This window comes from Gemmobacter megaterium, assembly GCF_900156815.1.
In the GTDB taxonomy this organism is placed as follows: Bacteria; Pseudomonadota; Alphaproteobacteria; order Rhodobacterales; family Rhodobacteraceae; genus Wagnerdoeblera; species Wagnerdoeblera megaterium.
Genome location: NZ_FTOT01000002.1, coordinates 820481 through 842971 on the forward strand (window position 1 = coordinate 820481; position 22491 = coordinate 842971).

The following is a 22491-nucleotide window of genomic DNA, read 5'->3' on the forward strand; positions in this document are numbered from 1 at the left end:
CGCAATCGTCGCCTGGCAGCGCGTCGGAACTCTTGGCCCTTTGAAAGCTGCGTCAAAGCGGGTAGTCGCGCAAGAGGTGGTCTTTCTCAAACTGCCTTGCCGCGACCGCCCGCGACCGCCACAATAGGGAAAACCTGAACCAAGTAAGGATAGCCGATGCCCCTGATGCGCTCTTGGGTCGAAAGCGCCAACACTCCCACCACAGACTTTCCGCTGAACAACCTGCCCTGTGGCGTCTTTTCCAGAGATGGGGATGACCCGCGCTGTGGCGTGGCAATTGGCGACATGATTCTCGACGTTGCCGCCATGGAGGAATCGGGCCTGCTGCGCCTGGCCGACGAGCCGGTGCTTGATGTGCCGTTCTGGAACGAAGTCATGGAGTTGGGCCCGCAAGCCTGGGCGCGGATGCGGATCCTGCTGCTGGGCTTTCTGACCGAAGGCTCGGAAGTGAAGTCGCAGGTGGAACCGTTTCTGGTGCCCCAGCATGGCAGCAAAATGCATATGCCGTTTCTGGTTTCGGAGTATACCGATTTCTATGCAGGGCGGCATCACGCCTTCAACGTAGGCTCGATGTTCCGCGACCCGGACAACGCCCTGCCCCCGAATTGGCTGCATATTCCGATTGGCTATAACGGACGGGCCTCGTCGGTTGTCGTGTCAGGCACCCATGTGCGCCGCCCCTTGGGGCAATTGAAGCCACCCGGATCCGATGCCCCGGTATTCGGCGCCTCGCAACGGTTCGATTTCGAGCTGGAAATGGGGGCGGTCGTCGGCACCGCCTCGGACGGGATGATTTCGGTTGCCCAGGCCGATGATATGATATTCGGCTATGTAATCCTGAACGACTGGTCGGCGCGCGACATCCAGGCGTGGGAATATGTTCCGCTTGGGCCGTTTCAGGCCAAGGCGACGGCAACCACAATCTCGCCGTGGATCGTGATGAGGGCCGCGCTGGACCCGTTCCGCACCACAACCCCCGAGCGCGAGGTGCCGCTGTTGCCCTATCTGCGCGAGCCCGGCCCCCTGCTGTATGACATTGCGCTGGAGGTGGCTTTGGCGCCCGAAGGCAAGACAGAAACCGTCATCGCCCGCACCAGCTATGCCGAAATGTACTATTCGGCGCCCCAGCAACTGGCGCATCATGCCAGTAGCGGCTGCCCGATGAATGTCGGCGACCTGCTGGGGTCGGGCACCATCTCTGGCCCGTCAAAAGACAGTCGCGGCAGTTTGCTGGAACTGTCATGGGGCGGCAAGGAACCCGTTTCCATCGCCGGGGAGGACACGCGCAGTTTCATCGCGGATGGCGATACGATCATCATGCGCGGGCATTGTCAGGGCGATGGCTATCGCGTCGGCTTTGGCGAATGTCGCGGCAAGGTGATTGCGGCCCAAGCCGTGCCCGACTGGGCCAGGTAATGCTCTGGGCCGGGATGTTGGCAGTGCAGGCGGTGGTCTTTGTCATCTGGACATGGCTGGCCTATCGCAGCCTGTTCCGGCTGCGCGCACGGGCCGTCGAACGCACGGGACACGCCTTTCCGGGTCTGTCCGCGACATTAGAGTCCTTTGCCGCCTTTCTGCGCCACCCCGATTATACCAAGGACCGTCGCCAGCTTGGCCTGGCGACGGCGGCCATGATGGCCATGCTGCTTGCAAACGGACTGCTGAGGGCATCGCATGGATAAGCCGCTGGCGGCAGAGATCGCGGTGGTTGGCGCAGGTGTCATCGGCCTGACCTGCGCGCTGCGACTGGCCCGCGCCGGGCACGAGGTGGTTCTGGTCGACCCGGCCACACCCGGAATGGGCGCATCCTATGGCAATGCCGGCACGATTGCCGACTATGCGGTCATGCCGGTCGGCACCCCTGACGTGCTGCGCAACCTTCCAGCGCTGCTGTTCGACAAGAATTCGCCCCTGGCGATCCGCAAGGCGGCGATCCTGTCGCTGACACCCTGGCTTGCGCGCTTTGCCTGGCAATCCCTGCCCCGCCAGGCCGCCACCAATGCGGCGCGCATCGCGGCATTGGTCGCGGATGCCGGCCCGCTGTGGGCCGAACTGGCAGCGGAAATCGGCGGCACCGCAATCTTGCGGCCGCAAGGCGCGATCTATGTGTATGAAACCCAGGCGGCGCTGAAAGCCGCCAAGGCCGATATGGAGACCCGGCGGCGGCTTGGCGTCTCTGTCGATCTGATCGATTCGGCAGAACTGGCGGTGCTGGAACCCGGCCTTCCCCCGGCTGCGGGCGGGGCATTCTTTCGCAATGCGCTGTTCCTGTCCGATCCAGGCCAGATGGTCGCGCATCTGGCGCAAACCGTGGCCGCAGCGGGTGTGCCACATTTCAGGGCGCGGGCCGAGCGGCTGGTTCGCGGCCCGGATGGTGTGCACCTCTCGGGGCCAGGACTGCATCTGACCGCACGGCGGGTGGTGATCGCCGCAGGTGCCCATTCGCGCGATCTTGCCGTGCAGGCGGGGGATCGTGTGCCGCTGGACACCGAGCGCGGCTATCATTTGGAATGGGACATGGCCGAACCGCTGCTGACCCGGCCCTGCTGCCCCACATCGCGTGGATTCTACCTGTGCCCGATGGCGGGGCGGCTGCGTGTGGCCGGCACGGTCGAGCTTGGCGGGCTGGATGCGCCCCCGTCGGCCCACCGGATCGCGCGACTGCAAGACGGCGCGCAGATGTACTTTCCCGGCCTTGGCGCCCCGTCGCGCAGTTGGATGGGGTTCCGACCGTCGCTGCCCGACAGTTTGCCGGTGATCGGGCCATCCAAGGCAGGGCCGGAGGTGATTCACGCCTATGGACATGGCCACATCGGCCTGACGCTCGCCCCGGTGACAGCGCAGCTCATCGAGGCCATCGTGGCAGGGCGACACCCGGACCGGACGCTTGAACCGCTACGACCAGGCCGGTTCTGAATGCGCCTGTTCCTGCTGACCGCGCTTGCCATGGTCGCCTTTGCCGGAAACTCGTTGCTGAACCGCGCAGCGGTCGGGGCGGGTCATATCGACGCCTTCACCTTTGCGGCCATTCGGGTGGCAACCGGGGCGGCCGTCCTGCTGGTACTGGCGCGATCCCAAGGCAAGACGCTGCCATGGCGCGGACGGCTGGTCCCGGTACTGGCGCTGACGGCCTATATGCTGGGCTTTTCCGCGGCCTATCTTGGGCTGGAGGCCGGACCGGGCGCGTTGATTCTGTTCGGCACGGTGCAGATCACCATGTTCGCAGGCGCCGTGATCGCAGGCGAAACGCTGCCACGCCGACGCTGGCTTGGGGCAACCGTGTCACTGGCCGGGCTTGCCGCGCTGCTGCTGCCCGGCACCGGCGCCATACCGGCGCTGTCACCGGCGCTGGCGATGGTGGTCGCGGGCATCGGCTGGGGGATCTATTCCCTCTCTGGCCGCGCGGGTGCCGACCCGCTGGCTGCGACGGCGGCGAATTTTGCCTTGGCGCTTCCACTGGTGCTGATCCCGCTGGCGCTCATGCCGTTGCAGGCCAATCTGACGGGGGTCGCATTCGCCATGGCATCCGGCGCGGTCGCCTCTGGCCTTGGATATGCGCTATGGTTCGCCGTTGTCCCACGCCTGGGCGCCGCGCGCGCCGCCGTGGCGCAGCTGTCCGTGCCCGTCATCGCCATGGCAGGCGGGGCACTGCTGCTGGCCGAACTGCCAGCGCCTGGCGTGATACTCGCCTCGGGACTCGTTCTCGCCGGGGTGGCGTTGGCCAGCCGCCGCTAGTCCGCCATCTGGCGCGCAATCGCCCATGAAACCGGAATGGCCAGCACGAACCCGACCGCCGCCGCGATCAGAATGGGTTGCAGCGTGTCGTATCCCGTGGTCAGCGCGACCACCACGCCAATTCCCATAAGCGTGGTGGCCACCATGGAGAAGATCATCATCATCAGGCGGGTCATGGAAGCGTCCTTGCACTGTGCGTTTCGCCGCCAAGCTGCACCGGCACGAAGCATCGCGCCTTGATCCGCATCAACATCGCCCTACCCCGACAGGCGCCGGACCACATCTTTCAACCGGGCCGTCTTGGCGCCGGCAAGCTGCCACATCTGTTGCCCCTGCCAGAAGGCAAACAGCACTGCGGCCGACTCGCGGCCCCGCGATCCACCGCCAAGGCGCAGCGCCAGTTCCGCCTCGATCCGGCTGCGCCATATCATCGCGCGCTCTGGATCGGCACCAACCGGGGGCAGGCCCAACCCACCCAGCGACTTCAGCAAGACGACAGCCCCCTTCGGACCCTGCGCTGCACCGGCAACCGCTGCCTCTGTCGCGCTCTCGATCCGGCTCCAGACACCGGCATAGGTATCGGAGATCATGCCCGCCACGCTGCCGTGCCGCTCTGCCAGGGACGAGGCCGCAAGCCCCGCGCGTGCAGCAACCGCCGAAAACGTCACCGCCTTTTCGCCCTTGCTGCGAATCAGGGACAGCACGGCATCGTGGACTGTGGCATCGGGAACACTGCGGGGGCGGGCCATGGCACCAGCATAGCGCCGGATGCGCGACTGAAAAGGGGTCAGACGCGCGGCGGGCGGGGGCGATAGGCCGGAAGGCTCCAGCCGAATGCCAATGATCCTGCGCGCAAGGCGAATGTGACCCCGGCGCAGACCAGCAGGGCAACGACCTGCCCGCCGCCCGCCTGCAAGGCGAACAACGCCGCGGCGCCACCCGCAAGGGCGCAGGTCGCGTACAACTCGCCCTTCTTCAATACCAGCGGCACCTCGTTGCAGACCACGTCGCGCATCAGGCCACCCATGGCGCCTGTGACCACGCCGGCCACCAGCACGATGGGCCAGGGCTGTCCCTGGTTCAGCGCAATACCCACACCGGCCGGCACGGCAACCGCCAGCGCAAGCGCATCCAGCCATGTCAGCGCCTTGATACGGCTTTCCAGCAGATGCGCGGTGAAGAACACGATCAATGCGGCCAAGGTCGCCAGGCCCAGATAGCGCGGGTCCGCCACCCAAAGGACGGTGCGATCCAGCAACAGGTCACGGACGGTTCCGCCACCCACCGCCGTCAGGCTGGCGATGAAGATGAACCCCACCACATCCAGTTGCGCCCGGCTTGCCGCCAGCCCGCCCGTCAAGGCAAAGACAAACACCGCCGCCAGATCCAGAAGCCCGATCAGCGTCATGGTGCCTTGCCCGGCTTGAACGGCGCCATGCCTGCGCGGGCCAATGCATCGGCGCGTTCGTTCTCGGCATGGCCGGCATGGCCCTTGATCCACTTCCAGATCACCTGATGGCGGGCCTGTGCGGCCTCAAGCCGCTGCCACAGATCCACGTTCTTGACCGGCTTCTTGTCGGCCGTGCGCCAGCCGTTCCGCTTCCAGCCGTGAATCCAGCCGGTGACACCATTCTTCACATAGGCACTGTCGGTGACAATCGTCAGCTCCGACGGGCGTTGCAGGGATTCCAGCGCGTTGATCGCCGCCAGAAGCTCCATCCGGTTGTTGGTGGTATCCGCCTCGCCGCCCGCCAGTTCCCGTTCCTTGAGAACGGCATCTCCCTCGCGTGCAACGAGCAATACGCCCCAGCCACCCGGACCGGGATTGCCGGAGCAGGCTCCGTCGGTATAGGCGAAAAGCTCTGGCATCGGAGACCCCGGATCGGACGTTGCAGGTACTTACCCCCGATGGCACGCGATGGCCAGAGCGCGCAGAGCGGGCATCAGGCCCAACACGCCGGTGGCATGTTCGTCAGAGCGGCATCAGATACGGAACCGCAGGCGAAGCGGCTGCCCCTGCCGGATCAGGTCGATGGCCCAGTTGCGGGACCGTTCCGTCGCGGCGCGCTCGGTATCGTCCGGCGTCATCACGCGCGCACCGTTGATGGCAAGAAGAACATCGCCAACGCGCAGTCCCGCCTGCGCCGCCCAGTCCTCGGCCCCGGTCACAACCACGCCTTCGGCCTGGAGCGGCAGGTCATATTCGGCAATCACCGCCGGATTGATCCGGGCGATCTGCAATCCGGCCAAGGCGCTTCCTGCCCCGATGCGGCGGGTGTCCCGCGCCGGAGTGTCAGGCGGGGCAATCAGGCTGACGGATGCGACCTGCGGGGCCCCGTCACGCAGATAGTCCACCTCCAGCGTCGCACCGACACCACGAGCCGACATGCGAAAGATCATCTCTGCCGGGGAGTTCACGGGCACACCATCCAGCCGCACGACCACATCGCCAGGCCGCAGCCCGGCTGTGGCAAAGGGGCTTTCCGGGTGGAGTTCGGAAAAGATCACCCCTTCCGGCACGGGCAGACCCAAGCTCTCGGCCATCCCACCATCGACCCCCTGCCCGCTGACCCCAGCCCAGGGACGTTGAAACCGGGTCGCCCCCGCCTGGGCCTGGGCCACGACGGCGCGTACAAGATTGGAAGGAATGGCAAAGCCCACCCCGTTCGAACCGCCCGATTGGGTCAGGATCGCGGTATTGATACCGACCAGTTGCCCCGCCGCATCCACCAGCGCACCGCCGGAATTACCGGGGTTGATGGCCGCATCGGTTTGCAAAAAATACCCGTGCCCATCGCCGACCGAGATAGAAGATCGCGCAAGCGCCGAAATGATCCCCATGCTCACGGTCTGGCCAATCCCGAACGGATTGCCGATGGCAAGGACCAGATCGCCCACCTCGACCCCATCGCTGTCCCGAAACGGCAGCACCGGCAAACGGTCAGCGCCGTCCAGACGAAGCACCGCAAGATCATTGACCTTGTCCGCCAGAATAACCTCGGCCCGATATTCGCGGCGGTCTTGCAGGACGACCGTGATTTCCGTCGCCGCATCGACCACATGATAGTTCGACACGACCAGCCCATCTGCCGACACGATGACACCGGACCCAAGCGAGTTCTGCACCTCTGGCCGCGTCGCGCCGAAATCACGAAACAAACGGTCAAAAAACGGATCGCCGGCAAAGGGGCTGATCCGGCTTTCCACGACGCGCGTTGCATAGATGTTCACCACCGCCGGTGCCGCGGCCTTGACCACCGGAGCGAACGACAGGCTGATCTCGGACTGTGAAACCGGCGGGCGGGTTTCGGCAGGCAACGGTGCCGCAGCCGTCAACGCGACGAGCAGGACAGCAAGGCGAATGACAGTCATGGAACCTCCCGCTAGACCGGCCTCTGATATGGGCGGCGGGCGCAGCGCCTGCAAGCGCCCGAAATGCAAAAGGCCCGCCATTGGCGGGCCTTGGCCGTCAGATGGGCGAGGATCAGTCCTCGGCCGCTTCCTCTGCCTCGACGCGGGCGCGGTCGGCAGCGCCTTTGGCCGACGGATCACGGTCGACGAATTCGATGATCGCCATCGGCGCCATGTCGCCATAGCGGAAACCGGCCTTCAGAACGCGGATGTAGCCACCCTGACGGTCCTTGTAGCGCGGGCCGAGGATCTCGAACAGACGCGCGACCAGACGCTCTTCCTTGAGCTGCGACGACGCCTGACGGCGGGCGTGCAGATCGCCGCGTTTGGCCAGCGTGATCAGTTTTTCAACGATCGGACGCAGTTCTTTCGCCTTGGGCAGGGTCGTCTTGATCTGCTCGTGCTCGATCAGCGATCCCGCCATGTTGGCAAACAGTGCCTTGCGGTGTTCATGGGTGCGGTTCAGGCGGCGGTAGCCACGGGCGTGACGCATGATGGTCTCCTTACGTCTTTTGCTTTGTCCTGCGTGCCGTGCGTGCGGCGCGCTTCGTTGGGGCAGGATTGCCCAGGCTTTCCCGGTACAGAACCGGCATATGTCCGGGGGCGTCTAGAGGACGCCCCCGCAAACTGCAAGATCAGAACTGATCTTCGAAACGCTTGGCCAGGTCCTCGATATTCTCTGGTGGCCAGTCCTCGACTTCCATGCCAAGGTGCAGGCCCATTCCGGCCAGGACTTCCTTGATCTCGTTGAGCGACTTGCGGCCGAAGTTCGGGGTGCGCAGCATCTCGGCTTCGGTTTTCTGGATCAGATCGCCGATATAGACGATGTTGTCGTTCTTGAGGCAGTTCGCCGAACGCACCGACAGTTCCAACTCGTCAACCTTCTTGAGCAGAAGCGGGTTGAACTCCAGCCCGGTGTCGATTTCGCCGGCCTTGGCCGATTCCGGTTCATCGAAGTTGACGAAGATCGACAGCTGATCCTGAAGAATGCGCGCAGCATAGGCCACGGCGTCATCCGGGGTCAGCGAGCCGTCGGTTTCGATCTTCATCGTCAGCTTGTCATAGTCCAGCACCTGACCCTCACGGGTCGGCTGCACTTCGTAGCTGACCTTCTTGACCGGCGAGTAGATCGCGTCGATCGGGATCAGGCCGATGGGCGCATCCTCGGGCCGGTTCTTGTCGGCCGAGACATAGCCCTTGCCGGTGTTCACGGTGAGTTCCATGAACACGTCGGCGCCTTCGTCGAGATGGCAGATCACATGATCCTTGTTCAGGATCGTGATGCCGTTCGATTCCGAAATGTCGCCCGCGGTGACAACGCCCGGACCCTTGGCGGAAATCGACAGACGCTTGGGCCCTTCGACTTCCATCTTGATGGCCACGCCCTTGAGGTTCAGCACGATGTCGGTGACGTCTTCACGCACACCGGCAACCGAGGAAAACTCGTGCAAAACGTTGTCGATCTGGACCGAGGTGATGGCGGCGCCTTGCAGCGAAGACATCAGCACGCGGCGCACGGCGTTGCCGAGCGTCAGACCAAAGCCGCGCTCCAGCGGTTCGGCCACGACCGTCGCAACCCGCGACGGATCGGAGCCCGGTTTGACCTCGAGCTGCTGCGGCTTGATAAGTTCCTGCCAGTTCTTGTGGATCATGCGTGTCGCCTCCATACCTGCCTGCCATCCATGTCCGTAAACGGCAAACGCCCGAGGATCGTATCAATACGTATGGGCCGCGCCCGAAGGCACGGCCCTGAAGGGATTGCCGGGGGTTAGACCCGGCGACGTTTCGGCGGACGGCAGCCGTTGTGTGCGATCGGGGTCACATCACGGATCGAGGTGATGTTGAAACCGACAGCGGCCAGCGCGCGCAGCGCGGATTCGCGGCCCGAACCGGGGCCCTGCACTTCGACTTCCAGCGTCTTGACGCCGTGTTCCTGTGCCTTGCGTCCCGCATCTTCGGCCGCCATCTGGGCAGCATAAGGGGTCGATTTGCGCGACCCCTTGAATCCCATCGTGCCAGCCGACGACCACGAGATCGCATTGCCTTGCACGTCCGAGATCAGGATCTTGGTGTTGTTGAACGAGCTGTTCACATGAGCAACGCCGGTGGCGATGTTCTTGCGCTCTTTTTTCTTGCCGCCACGGGCTTTGGTATCGCGTGCCATTACCTTGCGCTCCCCTTACTTCTTCTTGCCGGCGATGGGTTTCGCCGGGCCCTTGCGGGTGCGGGCGTTGGTGTGGGTGCGCTGACCGCGAACCGGGAGGTTCTTGCGGTGACGCAGGCCACGGTAGCAACCAAGATCCATCAGGCGCTTGATGTTGGTGGAGACTTCGCGGCGCAGGTCGCCTTCGACGGTGTAGTTCGCGTCGATATGTTCGCGGATCGCCAGCACTTCGGCATCAGACAGTTCGTTGATGCGGCGCGCGCGGTCGATGCCGACAGCTTCGCAGATCTTTTCAGCCACATCCGAGCCGATGCCATGGATGTACTGAAGCGCGATCGGGACGCGCTTGGCGGTGGGGATGTTGACGCCAGCAATACGTGCCACGCGTAAATTCCTTTCGTTGCGGTTCCGTGATCCCAGAACCTTTTTTCACAACGCAAACCTGCGGGACGGTTTCCCGCAGGCCAATGCATCGTCATGGAGTGGTTCGTCGTCAGGCCAAAAGCCCCAGGACGATTCCCTTGCGGGACGGTGTTCCCTATGGGGTTTTCTGCCTGACGTCAAGGCGCATCAGCCCTTGTCAAGCACTTTCGAAATGGCGGCCGATACATCGTCCATCTCTGCCAGCCCATCCACGCCAACCAGATTGCCCTTGGCCCAGTAATAGCCAATCAGCGGCGAGGTCTTCTTGTAGTATTCCATCAGCCGGGTCTTGAGGCTGTCCTCGTTGTCATCGGCACGCCGCTTCATGTCGGTGCTGCCGCACACATCGCAGACGCCCGCAACCTTGGTCGGCTTGGTCACGTCATGGTAGACCGCGCCACAGTTCCCGCAGGTAAAGCGGCCCGTGATGCGCGCCACCAGCGCGGCATCATCAACCTGCATCTCTACCACGGCGTCCAGCGTCTGCCCCACCCTGGCCATCAGCGCCTCCAGCGCATCGGCCTGTGCCAGCGTGCGGGGGAAGCCATCGAAGATGAAGCCGCCACCCTGTTCGCCGGTCAGCTTTTCCTCGATCAGGCCGATGACGATCTCGTCCGTCACCAACTCGCCACGATCCATCACATCGGCCACACGCTTGCCCATCTCGGTGCCCGAAGTCCGAGCGGCGCGCAGCATGTCACCGGTGGACAGCTGCACCATGCCGCGCTCCTCTTCCAGCCGCTTGGCCTGGGTGCCCTTGCCCGCACCTGGCGGCCCAAGAAGGATGATGTTCGGCATGGCGGCTGGCTCCTCTCTGTCTCAGCGGCGGGCGGGCGCGCGGGTCCCGCGCTTTTTGCCTGTCAGGCGGCTTTTCTCGATCAGGCCCTCATATTGGTGGGCCAGAAGGTGGCTTTGCACCTGGTTGATCGTGTCCATCGTCACCGAGACCACGATCAGCACCGATGTGCCGCCGAAGTAGAACGGAACCGCCAGTTGATTGCGCAGCACCTCGGGCAACAGACACACGGCCACCAGGTAGAACGACCCAAGCACCAGAACGCGATTGACGACGTATTCCAGATACTCCTCAGTCTTCTTTCCCGGACGGATCCCAGGAATAAAGCCAGTCTGGTTCTTGAGGTTGTCCGCCACGTCTTCGGCCTTGAACGACACGTTGTGCGTGTAGAAGTAGCTGAAGAAGACGATCATGCCCGCGAAGAACAGCAGATACAGCGGCTGGCCGGGGCCGAAATAGGCCAGAATCGTCGACATCACCGGGCCGGTCTGGTTGCCGGAGAAGGTCGAGATGGTCACGGGCAGCAGCAGCAGCGACGACGCGAAGATCGCGGGAATCACCCCTGCGGGGTTTACCTTGATCGGCAGGTGGCTGGAACCGCCGTCATAGACCTTCATGCCCACCTGGCGGCGGGGATACTGGATATGGATCTTGCGCAACGCCCGTTCGACAAAGACGACCACCGCAATCACCACGATGACCATCAGTATCACGCCGACAATCACCGCCGGGGAAATCGCGCCCGAGCGGCCCTGGCTGAAGAACTGGGCCAATGCCGAGGGAATCTCGGCCACGATACCGACAAAGATGATCAACGAGATGCCGTTGCCGATGCCGCGCTGGGTGATCTGCTCGCCCAGCCACATCAGGAACATCGTCCCACCTACCAGCGTGATCACCGCGCCGATGCGGAAGAACATGCCGGGATCATGCGCCAGATCGCCCGCCTCAAGGCTGACGGCGATCCCCCACGCCTGAAAGATCGCCAGCGCGACCGTGCCATAGCGGGTATACTGGTTCAGCTTCTTGCGACCCGCCTCGCCCTCTTTCTTCAGCGCCATCAGGCTGGGCACCATAGAGCCCAGCAACTGCACGATGATCGAGGCAGAGATATACGGCATGATGCCAAGCGCAAAGATGCCCATGCGGCTGATCGCACCGCCGGTGAACATGTTGAGCATTCCGCCGATACCGGCGGCCGCCTCGTCCATGAACTCTCGCAGCGCGAATGCGTCGATGCCCGGCACCGGGATATAGGTACCAAGCCGATAGACGATCAGCAGCCCGATGGTGAAGAAGATACGTTGGCGCAGGTCGGTCGCCTTGCCGAGCGCGGCCCAGCTGAGGTTCGCCGCCATTTGCTCTGCAGCAGATGCCATGTCCGGTCTCTTTCATGACTGCGCCGCCGAACCGTTTTCCGGTCGGCGGCGCTGGAAAACTTGTGCAGATGTAAGCGGGGCTGGCCCCGCCTGCAACCGCTTATTCCGCCGCTGCGACGGTCTGCGCGGTCAGGGTGATCTTGCCACCCGCTTTTTCGATCGCTTCGACGGCCGATTTCGACGCGCCCGACACAACCAGCGTCAACGCCGTGGCGATCTCGCCCTTGGCCAGAACGCGGATGCCATCGCGCTTGTGCGAGGTCACACCCGCCGCAACGATCGCATCTTCGGTGATCTCGGCTTTTCCGTCCAGCTTGCCAGCCTCGATGAACTTCTGGATCAGACCCAGGTTCACCACGGCCCATTCCTTGCGATTCGGCTTGGTAAAGCCGCGCTTGGGCAGGCGGCGGTACAGCGGCATCTGGCCGCCTTCGTAGCCGTTCAGCGCCACACCCGAGCGGGATTTCTGGCCTTTGATACCGCGGCCTGCGGTCTTGCCCTTGCCCGAACCGGGGCCGCGCGCCACGCGCTTCTGCTTCTTGGCGGCGCCGTCGTTGTCGCGCAGTTCATTCAGTTTCATGTCGCTATCTCCTTGGCCGGAACTGCCCCGCCAGCGACGGATGGGGCAAACACGGCATTTCTTGAGTCTGTTGGCCACAGTGGCACCCGGCGCGGGTACACCGTCTGCGGACGGATTGCAAGCCGGGCCTGTGCCGGCCCGGCATATGGGCTCAGTTCTGCTCCGGTACGAACAGGCCCCAGCCCTGCGGCGCAAACCCGTGCACCGCAGCCAGCAGCGTCAAACGCTCCTCATGCGCCCAGATGGCCTCGACCGTGACCTTGCAGTTGGGCACGGTGACTTCGACCCAGCGGTCCTCGGGGCCTTCGCCTTCGTACCATTCGACCTCGAGGCCGAGAGCCTCGACCGCTTCGGTCAATGCATCCCAGTCCGCATCATCGGCTTCCGGCGCAAACTGGAAATCCACCCCGGCCCGCTCGGGCAGCGGACCAGAGGCTGCCATCTCGCTGAACACGGCTTGGGTTTCGGCTTTCTGATCTTGCAGGTCCATTCCAGGCTCCTTGATGTCGCCAGCGGCTGATGCCGCAAAAAGGGAACGCCCCGGCCAAACAGCCGGGGCGTCTTGTTTTGTCAAGAACCGGGAAACCCGATCCTCAGCCGCGCTCTTCGATGATCTTCACAAGATGCGAGATCTTGTTGACCATGCCGCGGACCGAAGGCGTATCCTCCAGTTCACGGGTGCGGCGGACCTTGTTCAGACCGAGGCCCTTGAGCGTCGCGGTCTGAATAGCGGGACGGCGTGCGGCCGAAGCCACCTGCTGTACAACGATGGTTTTCTTGGTCATCGCGCCGCTCCTCAGGCTTCAGCCGGGGCCGCTTCGGCCTCGGGCTTTTTCAGGATGTCGGCGACTTTCTTGCCGCGACGTGCCGCCACCGAACGGGGCGACGATTCCTGCTTCAGACCGTCGATCGTCGCGCGGATCATGTTGTAGGGGTTCTGCGAGCCGAGCGACTTCGCAACAACGTCCTGAACACCCAGCATCTCGAACACGGCGCGCATCGGACCACCGGCGATGATGCCGGTCCCCGGAACCGCGGTCCGCATCACGACCTTGCCAGCGCCGTGGCGCCCTTCGATGTCATGATGCAGCGTGCGGCCATCGCGCAGCGCGACACGGATCATCTGGCGTTTGGCCTGCTCGGTCGCCTTGCGGATCGCCTCGGGCACTTCCTTCGCCTTGCCCTTGCCGAAGCCGACACGACCGCGCTGATCACCGACAACCACGAGTGCCGCAAAGCCAAAGCGCTTGCCGCCCTTCACGGTTTTCGACACGCGGTTGATCGCAACCAGACGATCTGCGAATTCCGGGGTTTCCTCACGCTCTGCGCGACGTTCCCGGCGGTTATCACGTTCTGCCATAAGGCATTCCTTCCGTGACGGCGCGCAAAGCACGCCTTGTTTTGCCGATCCTGGTGAGCAGGCGCATCAAGGCCGGCTCCCGGATCATCGGGGTGGCGCCAGGCGCCACCCGCATGGATCAGAACTTCAGTCCGCCCTCACGGGCAGCGTCGGCCAGGGCCTTCACTTTTCCGTGGAACAGGAAGCCGCCCCGGTCGAAATAGCAGGTTTCGACGCCTGCCGCTTTCGCCCGCTCTGCGATGGTCGTGCCGACCTTCGCGGCCGCCTCGACGTTGTTCTTGCCGAAGTACCCCAGATCCTTCTCCAGGGTAGATGCGGCAGCAACGGTTACACCGCGCACGTCGTCGATCAGCTGTGCGCTGATGTTCTTGTTCGAGCGATGCACCGACAGACGCAGACGCCCATCGGAAGTTTTCCGCAGCTTGTTCCGAACGCGCAGGCGGCGTTTGATGAACAGCTCTCTTTTCGTGTTCGCCATTTTCGCAGCCCTTACTTCTTCTTGCCTTCCTTGCGGAAGATGTACTCACCCTTGTAGCGGATGCCTTTGCCCTTGTAGGGCTCGGGCTGACGCCATTCGCGGATGTTCGCGGCGACCTGACCGACAACCTGCTGGTCGATACCTTCGACCACGATCTCGGTCTGCTTGGGCGAGGTGACCGTCACTTCCGTCGGAGCGGTGAAGTTCACTTCGTGGCTGTAGCCGAGCGACAGCTTCAGCACGTTGCCCTGCATGGCCGCACGATAACCAACGCCCTGGATTTCAAGCTCTTTCTTGAAGCCCGAGGTAACGCCGGTCACCAGGTTCGCAACCATCGACCGCGACATGCCCCACATGGAGCGTGCGCGCTTGGACGACCCGCGCGGAGTGACCTTGACCTCCGAACCTTCGATCACGATGGTCACGTCGTCGGGTGCGGTGAAGCTGCGGGTGCCTTTCGGCCCCTTCACTTCGATGGTCTGGCCGGACAGGGAGGCGGAAACCCCCTTGGGCAGCTCGACCGGTTTCTTCCCAATACGAGACATTCCACCCTCCTCAGAACACGGTGCAAAGCACTTCGCCGCCAACGTTGGCTGCGCGTGCATTTGCGTCCGACAACACGCCCTTGGGCGTGGAGACGATGGCGACACCCAGGCCATTGCGCACCGACGGCAGCTCTTGCGAGCCAGCATAGACGCGGCGGCCGGGCTTCGACACCCGTTTGATCTCGCGGATCACCGGGGTACCTTCGAAGTACTTCAGGCTGATTTCCAGCGAGGGGTGGCCGTTTGCATCGGTACCGCGCTCGTAGCCGCGGATGTAGCCTTCAGAGGCCAGCACATCCAGCACCCAGGCGCGCAGCTTCGAAGCGGGCGACGTAACGGTGGACTTCCCACGCATCTGCGCATTGCGGATGCGGGTCAGCATATCGCCGAGCGGATCGTTCATCGACATGCGTTCCTCCTTACCAGCTCGACTTCACCATGCCGGGGATCTGACCGAAAGAGGCCAGTTCCCGCAGCATGATCCGCGACAGTTTCAGTTTGCGATAATAGGCGTGCGGACGCCCGGTCAGCTCGCAACGGTTGTGCAGACGGGTTGCCGAAGAATTGCGCGGCAGTTCGGCCAGCTTGAGGCTGGCACGGAAGCGCTCTTCCATCGGCTTCGACTCGTCCTTGACGATCTCCTTGAGAGAAGCGCGCTTGGCAGCATACTGCTTGACCAACCGTGCGCGCTTTTTCTCGCGTTCGACCATGGAAACTTTTGCCATTGTCCTATCCTCCCGCGATCAGGCCATGAAGGGCATGTTGAAATGCTTCAACAGTGCCTTGGCTTCCGCGTCGGTTTTCGCGGTGGTGCAGATGATGATGTCCATGCCGAGGATCTCGTCGACCTTGTCGAAGTCGATCTCGGGGAACACGATATGTTCCTTCAGGCCCATCGCGTAGTTGCCACGACCATCAAACGAATTGCCCTTCACACCACGGAAGTCGCGCACGCGCGGCATTGCGATGTTGATCAGACGATCCAGGAATTCGTACATGCGGTCGCCGCGCAGCGTGACCTTGCAGCCCAGCGGCATCTTTTCCCGAACGCGGAAGCCGGCGATCGACTTCTTGGCATGGGTCACGACAGCTTTCTGGCCGGCGATCCTGGACAGTTCCTCGGCGGCCTGCTTGACCTTCTTGGTGTCCTTGACCGCCTCGCCAACACCCATGTTCAGCACGATCTTGTCGAGCTTGGGCAGTTGCATCGGGTTGGTGTAGCCGAATTCTTCGGTGAGGGCAGCCTTGATGCTGTCTGCATAGACGGCCTTGAGGCGCGGGGTATAGGTTGCAGCGTCAAGCATCAGATCGCCTCCCCGGTCGACTTGGCGAAACGCACCTTCTTGCCGTCTTCCTCGCGGAAGCCGACGCGGGTGGCCTTGCCGTTCTTGTCCACGAGGGACAGGTTCGACAGGTCGATCGGCATCGCTTTCGGGATGCGGCCGCCCTGGCTGGTTGCGCTTTGCTTGGTGTGGCGGATGGCCACATTCACACCATCGACAACGGCTTTGTTGTCCTTGGGCATAACTTGGGTGATTTCACCCTGCTTGCCCTTGTCCTTGCCGGTGAGCACGACGACCGTGTCACCCTTGCGGAGCTTCGCGGCCATTACAGCACCTCCGGCGCCAGCGAGATGATCTTCATGAAGTTCTTCGCACGCAGCTCGCGAACGACCGGCCCGAAGATACGGGTGCCGACCGGTTCGCCCTGGTTGTTCAGGATGACGGCGGCGTTACGGTCGAAGCGAATGGCGGTGCCATCTTCACGACGGACTTCCTTGGCGGTGCGAACGACGACAGCCTTGCGGACATCACCCTTCTTCACGCGACCCTTCGGAATCGCCTCCTTGACCGACACCACGATGATGTCGCCCACGGATGCGTAGCGGCGGTGCGAACCACCGAGAACCTTGATGCACTGAACCCGGCGAGCGCCAGAGTTGTCAGCAACATCCAGATTGGTCTGCATCTGGATCATTGGTTGTCTCCCGACCTTTGGGGACGATCATGCAGCTGACCGCCCCAGGGTTTCGAATATTGCCTTGCGGCGATCAGGCGTTGGCCTCGGTCACCACATGCCAGCGCTTGGTCTTGGAAATCGGGGCGCATTCAACGATGCGGACCGAATCGCCGGCCTTGAACTGGTTTTCGGGATCATGCGCGCGATATTTCTTCGACTTGCGCACGGTCTTTTGCAGCAGCGGGTGCTTGAAGCGACGCTCGACCAGGACGGTGATCGTCTGATCGTTCTTGTCCGAGGTCACGGTGCCTTGCAGGATACGACGGGGCATCTGTGGCTCCTCAGTTCGCCGCCGCTTGCGCGGCCATTTCGTTCAGCACGGTCTTGATGCGCGCGACATCCTTGCGGACAGCGTTCATGCGTGCGGTGTTGTCAAGCTGGTTGGTAGCCTGACGGAAGCGCAGGTTGAACGCTTCCTTCTTCAGAGCGGTCAGCTGGTCGCGCAGCTGGTCCGGCGTCTTTTCGCGCAGTTCCTTGGCGTTCATCGCCTCGTTCCTTTTCACAATCACCAGAGGGCCCCTGCGGATTGCTCAGGGTGACCTTGAACCTGGTGGATCAATGACAGACGCGCGACTCCCGTAGCCGGGAATCGTGCGATGCGCCCGTATAGGGGGGATGCCGGGAAAGGGCAAGGAAAACTTGGCAATCCCGATGCCCCCGCAAATGCAAACGAAAAGGCCCCCGCCGGATGTCCGGCGGGGGCCTTTCGCGGCGGGGCGTGCCCCGTCAGATCTTACCAGTCTTCGCGGGCGACGACACGGCTGGTGACCGGCAGTTTCATCGCGCCGAGACGCAGGGCCTCGCGGGCGATGACTTCGGACACGCCGTCGATTTCGAACATGATCCGGCCGGGTTTCACCTTGCAGGCCCAGTAATCCACCGAGCCCTTACCTTTACCCATCCGCACCTCGGTCGGCTTCGACGAGACCGGAACATCCGGGAACACGCGAATCCAGACGCGGCCCTGACGCTTCATGTGACGGGTGATCGCGCGGCGAGCCGCTTCGATCTGGCGCGCGGTGACCCGCTCCGGCTCGGTTGCCTTCAGGGCGAACGAGCCGAAGTTCAGGGCGAAACCGCCCTTGGCTTCGCCATGGATGCGGCCCTTGTGCTGTTTGCGGAACTTCGTCCGTTTAGGTTGCAGCATTGTTCCTTACTCCCCTCAGGCGCGGTCGCGGTCGCGGCGAGGACCGCGCGGCGACGGGCCTTCGTTGCCTTCGGCAGCGCGACGGTCACGGGCCTGCGGATCATGTTCCATGATCTCGCCTTTGAAGATCCAGACCTTCACCCCGATGATGCCATACGGCGTCGTTGCTTCGGACAGCGCATAGTCGATGTCGGCGCGCAGCGTGTGCAGCGGCACACGACCTTCGCGGTACCATTCGGTACGCGCGATCTCGGCCCCACCCAGACGACCCGCAACGTTCACCCGGATACCCAGGGCGCCCATGCGCATCGCGTTCTGCACGGCACGCTTCATCGCACGGCGGAACGAAACGCGACGCTCCATCTGCTGTGCGATCGACTCGGCCACCAGTTGCGCATCGACTTCCGGCTTGCGGACTTCGACGATATTCAGGTGCAGTTCCGACTTGGTGAAGTTCGCAAGTTTCTTGCGCAGCGTCTCGATGTCCGCACCCTTCTTCCCGATGATGACGCCGGGACGGGCGGTGTGGATGGTGACGCGGCACTTCTTGTGCGGACGCTCGATGATCACGCGGCTGACACCAGCCTGCTTGACTTCCTCGTGGATGAACTCGCGCATCTTGAGGTCTTCAAGCAGCAGGTTGCCGTAATCCTTGGAGTCGGCATACCAGCGGCTGTCCCAGGTACGGTTGACCTGGAGACGCATCCCGATCGGGTTGACCTTCTGACCCATTATGCAGTCTCCCCTTTCTGACGCACCTTGATCGTGATCTCGGCGAAGGGCTTCATGATCTTGCCAAAGCGACCACGGGCGCGCGGACGGCCCCGCTTCAGGGTGATGTTCTTGCCGACCCAGGCTTCGACGACGACCAGTTCGTCAACGTCGAGACCATGGTTGTTTTCAGCGTTGGCGATGGCGGACTGAAGGCATTTCTTCACTTCGCCAGCAACACGCTTTTTCGAGAAGGTCAGATCGGCCAGGGCCTTGTCCACCTTCTTGCCACGGATCATCGCCGCGACAAGGTTCAGCTTCTGAGGGCTGGTCTTGAGCATACGCGCGATGGCCATTGCCTCGTTGTCCGCCACGCGGCGCGGATTTTTCTCCATACCCATGGCTTACTTCCTCTTGGCTTTCTTGTCGGCCGCGTGACCATAATAGGTCCGGGTCGGGGAATATTCACCGAACTTCTGGCCGATCATTTCCTCGGTCACAGCGACCGGAATATGCTTGTGGCCGTTGTACACACCAAAGGTGAGCCCGACGAACTGCGGCAGAATGGTGGAACGACGCGACCAGATCTTGATGACCTCGCTGCGGCCCGATTCACGGGCTTTCTCGGCCTTTTTGAGGACGTAAGCGTCGACAAAGGGGCCTTTCCAAACAGAGCGCGACATGGATCAGCGTCCCTTCTTCTTCGCGTGACGCGAACGGACGATGTACTTGTCCGTCTGCTTGTTGGAGCGGGTCCGGTTGCCCTTGGTGCCCTTGCCCCACGGAGTGACCGGGTGACGGCCGCCCGAAGTCCGGCCTTCACCACCGCCGTGCGGGTGGTCGATCGGGTTCATGGCCACACCGCGAACGGTCGGGCGAACGCCCATATGCCGCTTGCGACCGGCCTTGCCCAGGTTCTGGTTCGAGTTGTCGGGGTTCGACACGGCGCCGATGGTGGCCATGCATTCCTGACGCACCATCCGCAGCTCGCCCGAGGACAGGCGGATCTGCGCGTAGCCGCCATCGCGGCCGACGAACTGGGCATAGGTGCCAGCAGCGCGGGCGATCTGACCGCCCTTGCCGGGCTTCATCTCGACGTTGTGCACGATCGTACCGATCGGCATACCCGAGAACGGCATCGCGTTGCCCGGCTTCACATCGACCTTTGCACCGGCCAGCACCTTGTCGCCAACGGCGAGACGCTGCGGCGCGATGATGTAGTTCACTTCACCGTCTTCATACTTGATGAGCGCGATGAAGGCCGTCCGGTTCGGATCGTATTCGATCCGCTCTACGGTGGCGGCAACGTCGAACTTGCGACGTTTGAAGTCAACGATGCGGTAGAGCCGCTTGGCCCCGCCGCCCTTGTGCCACATCGTGATGCGTCCGGTATTGTTCCGCCCGCCCGTCTTCACGAGACCCTCGGTGAGTCCCTTGACGGGGCGGCCTTTCCAAAGCTCCGAACGGTCGATCAGCACCAGCCCACGCTGGCCAGGCGTCGTCGGTTTATACGACTTGAGTGCCATGGTTTCTGTCTTCCGTCTGCTGCGGGTCATTCGACCCGGGTTACAGGGCTCCGTAGATCCCCTATCTGAATTCCGGCCTGCATTAACCACGTTGGCCGGAAAAATCCGCGGCCCCGGAAAGCCGGGGCCGCGAGATTCGTTCGGCTTCTATCAGAGGCCGGTAGAGACGTCGATGGTGTTTCCGTCTTCCAGCGTCACATAGGCCTTCTTCACATCCGAACGGACGCCGGGGCGACCGCGGAAGCGTTTGGCCTTGCCTTTGGTGATGGTGGTGTTGACCGCCTTCACCTTGACTCCAAAGACGTTCTCGACCGCGGCCTTGATCTCCGGCTTGGTCGAATCCATCGAGACCTCAAAGACCACCGCGCCGTTCTCAGACGCCATCGTGGCCTTCTCCGTGATCACCGGACGGCGAATCACGTCATACTGTTCGGGCTTCGCGCTCATTTCAGGCGTGCCTCCAAGGCTTCGACACCTGCTTTCGTGATGATCAGAACATCACGTTTCAGGATGTCATAAACGTTGGCACCGATGCCGGGCAGCACGTCGATGCCTTCCAGGTTACGCGCCGCCTTGGCGAAGTTCTCGTCGATGGCCGCGCCGTCGATGATCAGCGCACGCTTCCAGCCCAGGGCGATCTTCGCCTTGGCCAGCTGCGCGGTCTTGGCATCGGTCAGCGTTGCCGCGTCCAGAACCACCAGCTCGCCTGCCTTGGCTTTCGCCGACAGAGCGTGCCGCAGACCCAGCGCACGGAACTTCTTGGGCAGGTCGTGAGCATGCGACCGGGGGGTCGGGCCTTTGTAGACACCGCCCTTGCGGAAGATCGGCGCCTTGCGAGAGCCGTGGCGTGCGCCGCCCGTGCCCTTCTGGCGATAGATCTTCTTGGTCGAATAGCTCACGTCCGACTTGCCCAGCGTCGAGTGGGTGCCGGCCTGGGCTTTCGCCCGCTGCCAGCGCACCACACGGTGCAGGATGTCGGCGCGCGGCTCGAGGCCGAACAGGGCCTCGTCCAGCTCGATCTCGCCGGCCTTGCCGCCATCGAGCTTGATCACGTCAAGTTTCATGCTTCACCCCCTTCGGCGGCCACTTCGGCAGCCGGAGCAGCGGCGGTGCGGACCGCGGCCGGTTTCGGAGCGTCGGCATGAGCCGGCTTCTTCACCGCGTCCTTGATCGTCACCCAGCCGCCACGCGAACCGGGAACCGCGCCCTTGACCAGGATCAGGCCCCGCTCGGCGTCGGTCTTGACGACTTGCAGGTTCTGCGTGGTCACACGGACGGCGCCCATGTGGCCGGCCATCTTCTTGCCTTTGAACACCTTGCCGGGGTCCTGGCACTGGCCGGTCGAGCCATGCGAGCGGTGGCTGATCGACACACCGTGCGAGGCGCGCAGACCACCGAAGTTGTGCCGCTTCATCGCACCGGCAAAGCCTTTGCCGATCGAGGTGCCCGCGATGTCGACGAACTGACCTGCGACATAGTGTTCCGCCGAGATTTCGGCGCCCACGTCGATCAGGTTGTCGGACGACACACGGAACTCCGCCAGCTTGCGCTTGGGTGCCACGTTCGCCTTGGCGAAATGGCCGCGCATACCCGCGGTGGTGCGTTTGGCCTTGGCATTGCCTGCGCCAAGCTGGACGGCGGTATAGCCATCCTTGTCGGCGGTGCGCTGCGCGACCACTTGCAGATTGTCCAGTTGCAGAACCGTGACCGGAACCTGTTTCCCGTCATCCAGGAACAGACGGGTCATGCCCAGCTTCTTTGCGATAACTCCAGAGCGCATCGTGATGCCCCCCTTATACTTTGATCTCGACATCCACGCCGGCGGCAAGGTCGAGCTTCATCAGCGCGTCCACCGTCTGCGGGGTCGGATCCACGATATCGAGCAGACGCTTGTGGGTGCGGATCTCCCACTGGTCGCGCGACTTCTTGTCAATGTGCGGCCCACGGAGAACCGTGAACTTTTCGATCTGGTTCGGCAGCGGAATCGGGCCGCGCACTTGTGCGCCGGTCCGCTTGGCCGTGTTGACGATTTCCTGCGTCGAGGCATCCAGGACGCGGTAATCGAAGGCCTTGAGCCGGATGCGGATGGTTTGTCCAGACATCTGAGTTCCCTTCGACGGATGGAAGGCGGGGTTAGCCGCCCCCCTTCCGATCCTGATTAAGCGATGATCTTTGCGACGACGCCGGCGCCGACGGTGCGGCCGCCTTCACGGATGG

The 22491-nt window shown here is 63.1% G+C and carries 37 protein-coding genes; 4 read left to right on the forward strand and 33 right to left on the reverse strand.

What is annotated here, in order from left to right:
- Positions 1–156: 156 nt before the first annotated feature.
- The 4 genes from fahA to BW970_RS08525 are packed head-to-tail and all read left to right on the forward strand — an operon-like array spanning position 157 to position 3735.
- Positions 157–1416, forward strand: a complete 1260-nt coding sequence (gene fahA, locus BW970_RS08510; protein ID WP_076530025.1) for a fumarylacetoacetase — start codon at positions 157–159, stop codon at positions 1414–1416.
- Complete coding sequence (locus tag BW970_RS08515) at positions 1416–1682, forward strand: hypothetical protein (RefSeq protein ID WP_076530027.1); 267 nt, start codon at positions 1416–1418, stop codon at positions 1680–1682. Before fahA ends, BW970_RS08515 begins: the two co-directional genes overlap by 1 nt.
- Positions 1675–2916 carry an NAD(P)/FAD-dependent oxidoreductase gene (locus tag BW970_RS08520; protein ID WP_076530029.1) on the forward strand — a complete coding sequence of 414 codons (1242 nt, stop codon included), beginning with the start codon at positions 1675–1677 and terminating at the stop codon, positions 2914–2916. Before BW970_RS08515 ends, BW970_RS08520 begins: the two co-directional genes overlap by 8 nt.
- Positions 2917–3735 carry a DMT family transporter gene (locus tag BW970_RS08525; protein ID WP_076530031.1) on the forward strand — a complete coding sequence of 273 codons (819 nt, stop codon included), beginning with the start codon at positions 2917–2919 and terminating at the stop codon, positions 3733–3735.
- Here the strand turns inward: BW970_RS08525 and BW970_RS08530 are convergent.
- From BW970_RS08530 to rpsJ, 33 genes are all read right to left on the reverse strand, one after another.
- Positions 3732–3911 (reverse strand): CTP synthetase, encoded by a 180-nt coding sequence (locus BW970_RS08530; protein WP_076530033.1) that lies wholly within the window; start codon positions 3909–3911, stop codon positions 3732–3734. The genes BW970_RS08525 and BW970_RS08530 overlap by 4 nt on opposite strands.
- Positions 3912–3992: 81 nt before the next feature.
- Positions 3993–4484 (reverse strand): hypothetical protein, encoded by a 492-nt coding sequence (locus tag BW970_RS08535; protein WP_076530036.1) that lies wholly within the window; start codon positions 4482–4484, stop codon positions 3993–3995.
- Between the two features lie 38 nt (positions 4485–4522).
- Complete coding sequence (locus tag BW970_RS08540; RefSeq protein ID WP_076530038.1) at positions 4523–5143, reverse strand: trimeric intracellular cation channel family protein; 621 nt, start codon at positions 5141–5143, stop codon at positions 4523–4525.
- Positions 5140–5604: a ribonuclease HI gene (gene rnhA, locus BW970_RS08545; RefSeq protein WP_076530040.1), complete on the reverse strand. Its 465-nt coding sequence runs from the start codon at positions 5602–5604 to the stop codon at positions 5140–5142. The genes BW970_RS08540 and rnhA overlap by 4 nt, the downstream gene beginning before the upstream one ends.
- Positions 5605–5718: 114 nt before the next feature.
- Positions 5719–7107 (reverse strand): trypsin-like peptidase domain-containing protein, encoded by a 1389-nt coding sequence (locus BW970_RS08550; protein WP_076530261.1) that lies wholly within the window; start codon positions 7105–7107, stop codon positions 5719–5721.
- A gap of 112 nt (positions 7108–7219) precedes the next feature.
- On the reverse strand, positions 7220–7639 hold the full coding sequence (rplQ, locus tag BW970_RS08555) for a 50S ribosomal protein L17 (protein ID WP_076530042.1): 420 nt from the start codon (positions 7637–7639) through the stop codon (positions 7220–7222).
- 142 nt (positions 7640–7781) lie between these two features.
- Positions 7782–8798, reverse strand: a complete 1017-nt coding sequence (locus tag BW970_RS08560) for a DNA-directed RNA polymerase subunit alpha (protein ID WP_076530263.1) — start codon at positions 8796–8798, stop codon at positions 7782–7784.
- 116 nt (positions 8799–8914) lie between these two features.
- Positions 8915–9310 carry a 30S ribosomal protein S11 gene (gene rpsK / locus BW970_RS08565; RefSeq protein ID WP_076530044.1) on the reverse strand — a complete coding sequence of 132 codons (396 nt, stop codon included), beginning with the start codon at positions 9308–9310 and terminating at the stop codon, positions 8915–8917.
- A 15-nt stretch (positions 9311–9325) separates the two neighbouring features.
- Complete coding sequence (rpsM, locus tag BW970_RS08570; RefSeq protein WP_076530046.1) at positions 9326–9694, reverse strand: 30S ribosomal protein S13; 369 nt, start codon at positions 9692–9694, stop codon at positions 9326–9328.
- A gap of 186 nt (positions 9695–9880) precedes the next feature.
- Positions 9881–10531: an adenylate kinase gene (locus BW970_RS08575; RefSeq protein ID WP_076530048.1), complete on the reverse strand. Its 651-nt coding sequence runs from the start codon at positions 10529–10531 to the stop codon at positions 9881–9883.
- 21 nt (positions 10532–10552) lie between these two features.
- The gene (gene secY, locus BW970_RS08580) at positions 10553–11908 is read right to left on the reverse strand and encodes a preprotein translocase subunit SecY (protein ID WP_076530050.1); all 1356 of its coding nucleotides are present in this window, start codon (positions 11906–11908) and stop codon (positions 10553–10555) included.
- 100 nt (positions 11909–12008) lie between these two features.
- Entirely contained in the window at positions 12009–12488 is a 480-nt protein-coding gene (gene rplO, locus BW970_RS08585; protein ID WP_076530052.1) for a 50S ribosomal protein L15, read from the reverse strand.
- A 151-nt stretch (positions 12489–12639) separates the two neighbouring features.
- On the reverse strand, positions 12640–12978 hold the full coding sequence (locus BW970_RS08590) for a ribonuclease E inhibitor RraB (RefSeq protein WP_076530054.1): 339 nt from the start codon (positions 12976–12978) through the stop codon (positions 12640–12642).
- A 103-nt stretch (positions 12979–13081) separates the two neighbouring features.
- Positions 13082–13273: a 50S ribosomal protein L30 gene (gene rpmD, locus BW970_RS08595; protein WP_076530056.1), complete on the reverse strand. Its 192-nt coding sequence runs from the start codon at positions 13271–13273 to the stop codon at positions 13082–13084.
- 11 nt (positions 13274–13284) lie between these two features.
- On the reverse strand, positions 13285–13848 hold the full coding sequence (gene rpsE, locus BW970_RS08600; protein WP_076530058.1) for a 30S ribosomal protein S5: 564 nt from the start codon (positions 13846–13848) through the stop codon (positions 13285–13287).
- A 118-nt stretch (positions 13849–13966) separates the two neighbouring features.
- Positions 13967–14326 carry a 50S ribosomal protein L18 gene (gene rplR / locus BW970_RS08605; protein ID WP_076530060.1) on the reverse strand — a complete coding sequence of 120 codons (360 nt, stop codon included), beginning with the start codon at positions 14324–14326 and terminating at the stop codon, positions 13967–13969.
- A gap of 11 nt (positions 14327–14337) precedes the next feature.
- Positions 14338–14871, reverse strand: coding sequence for a 50S ribosomal protein L6 (gene rplF, locus BW970_RS08610; protein ID WP_076530062.1), 534 nt, complete (start codon positions 14869–14871; stop codon positions 14338–14340).
- A 10-nt stretch (positions 14872–14881) separates the two neighbouring features.
- Positions 14882–15280, reverse strand: a complete 399-nt coding sequence (gene rpsH, locus BW970_RS08615; protein ID WP_188475536.1) for a 30S ribosomal protein S8 — start codon at positions 15278–15280, stop codon at positions 14882–14884.
- Between the two features lie 10 nt (positions 15281–15290).
- Positions 15291–15596 carry a 30S ribosomal protein S14 gene (rpsN, locus tag BW970_RS08620; RefSeq protein ID WP_076530066.1) on the reverse strand — a complete coding sequence of 102 codons (306 nt, stop codon included), beginning with the start codon at positions 15594–15596 and terminating at the stop codon, positions 15291–15293.
- An 18-nt stretch (positions 15597–15614) separates the two neighbouring features.
- Entirely contained in the window at positions 15615–16175 is a 561-nt protein-coding gene (gene rplE / locus BW970_RS08625; RefSeq protein WP_076530069.1) for a 50S ribosomal protein L5, read from the reverse strand.
- A complete protein-coding gene (rplX, locus tag BW970_RS08630; protein ID WP_076530071.1) occupies positions 16175–16480 on the reverse strand; it encodes a 50S ribosomal protein L24 in 306 nt (101 codons plus the stop codon). Before rplX ends, rplE begins: the two co-directional genes overlap by 1 nt.
- Positions 16480–16848: a 50S ribosomal protein L14 gene (rplN, locus tag BW970_RS08635; protein ID WP_013066055.1), complete on the reverse strand. Its 369-nt coding sequence runs from the start codon at positions 16846–16848 to the stop codon at positions 16480–16482. Before rplN ends, rplX begins: the two co-directional genes overlap by 1 nt.
- Before the next feature lie 73 nt (positions 16849–16921).
- The gene (gene rpsQ, locus BW970_RS08640; protein WP_076530073.1) at positions 16922–17161 is read right to left on the reverse strand and encodes a 30S ribosomal protein S17; all 240 of its coding nucleotides are present in this window, start codon (positions 17159–17161) and stop codon (positions 16922–16924) included.
- Between the two features lie 10 nt (positions 17162–17171).
- Positions 17172–17375: a 50S ribosomal protein L29 gene (gene rpmC, locus BW970_RS08645; RefSeq protein WP_076530075.1), complete on the reverse strand. Its 204-nt coding sequence runs from the start codon at positions 17373–17375 to the stop codon at positions 17172–17174.
- Between the two features lie 248 nt (positions 17376–17623).
- The gene (gene rplP, locus BW970_RS08650; protein ID WP_076530077.1) at positions 17624–18037 is read right to left on the reverse strand and encodes a 50S ribosomal protein L16; all 414 of its coding nucleotides are present in this window, start codon (positions 18035–18037) and stop codon (positions 17624–17626) included.
- A 15-nt stretch (positions 18038–18052) separates the two neighbouring features.
- Positions 18053–18769, reverse strand: a complete 717-nt coding sequence (gene rpsC / locus BW970_RS08655; protein WP_076530079.1) for a 30S ribosomal protein S3 — start codon at positions 18767–18769, stop codon at positions 18053–18055.
- Positions 18769–19149, reverse strand: coding sequence for a 50S ribosomal protein L22 (rplV, locus tag BW970_RS08660; protein WP_076530083.1), 381 nt, complete (start codon positions 19147–19149; stop codon positions 18769–18771). Before rplV ends, rpsC begins: the two co-directional genes overlap by 1 nt.
- Positions 19150–19152: 3 nt before the next feature.
- On the reverse strand, positions 19153–19431 hold the full coding sequence (rpsS, locus tag BW970_RS08665; RefSeq protein ID WP_076530085.1) for a 30S ribosomal protein S19: 279 nt from the start codon (positions 19429–19431) through the stop codon (positions 19153–19155).
- A 3-nt stretch (positions 19432–19434) separates the two neighbouring features.
- Positions 19435–20274, reverse strand: coding sequence for a 50S ribosomal protein L2 (gene rplB, locus BW970_RS08670; protein ID WP_076530088.1), 840 nt, complete (start codon positions 20272–20274; stop codon positions 19435–19437).
- 150 nt (positions 20275–20424) lie between these two features.
- A complete protein-coding gene (locus BW970_RS08675; protein ID WP_076530090.1) occupies positions 20425–20721 on the reverse strand; it encodes a 50S ribosomal protein L23 in 297 nt (98 codons plus the stop codon).
- Positions 20718–21338, reverse strand: a complete 621-nt coding sequence (gene rplD, locus BW970_RS08680; RefSeq protein ID WP_076530092.1) for a 50S ribosomal protein L4 — start codon at positions 21336–21338, stop codon at positions 20718–20720. Before rplD ends, BW970_RS08675 begins: the two co-directional genes overlap by 4 nt.
- Positions 21335–22054, reverse strand: a complete 720-nt coding sequence (gene rplC / locus BW970_RS08685; RefSeq protein WP_076530094.1) for a 50S ribosomal protein L3 — start codon at positions 22052–22054, stop codon at positions 21335–21337. The genes rplD and rplC overlap by 4 nt, the downstream gene beginning before the upstream one ends.
- 13 nt (positions 22055–22067) lie before the next feature.
- Complete coding sequence (rpsJ, locus tag BW970_RS08690; protein ID WP_076530096.1) at positions 22068–22376, reverse strand: 30S ribosomal protein S10; 309 nt, start codon at positions 22374–22376, stop codon at positions 22068–22070.
- Positions 22377–22491 lie beyond the last annotated feature (115 nt).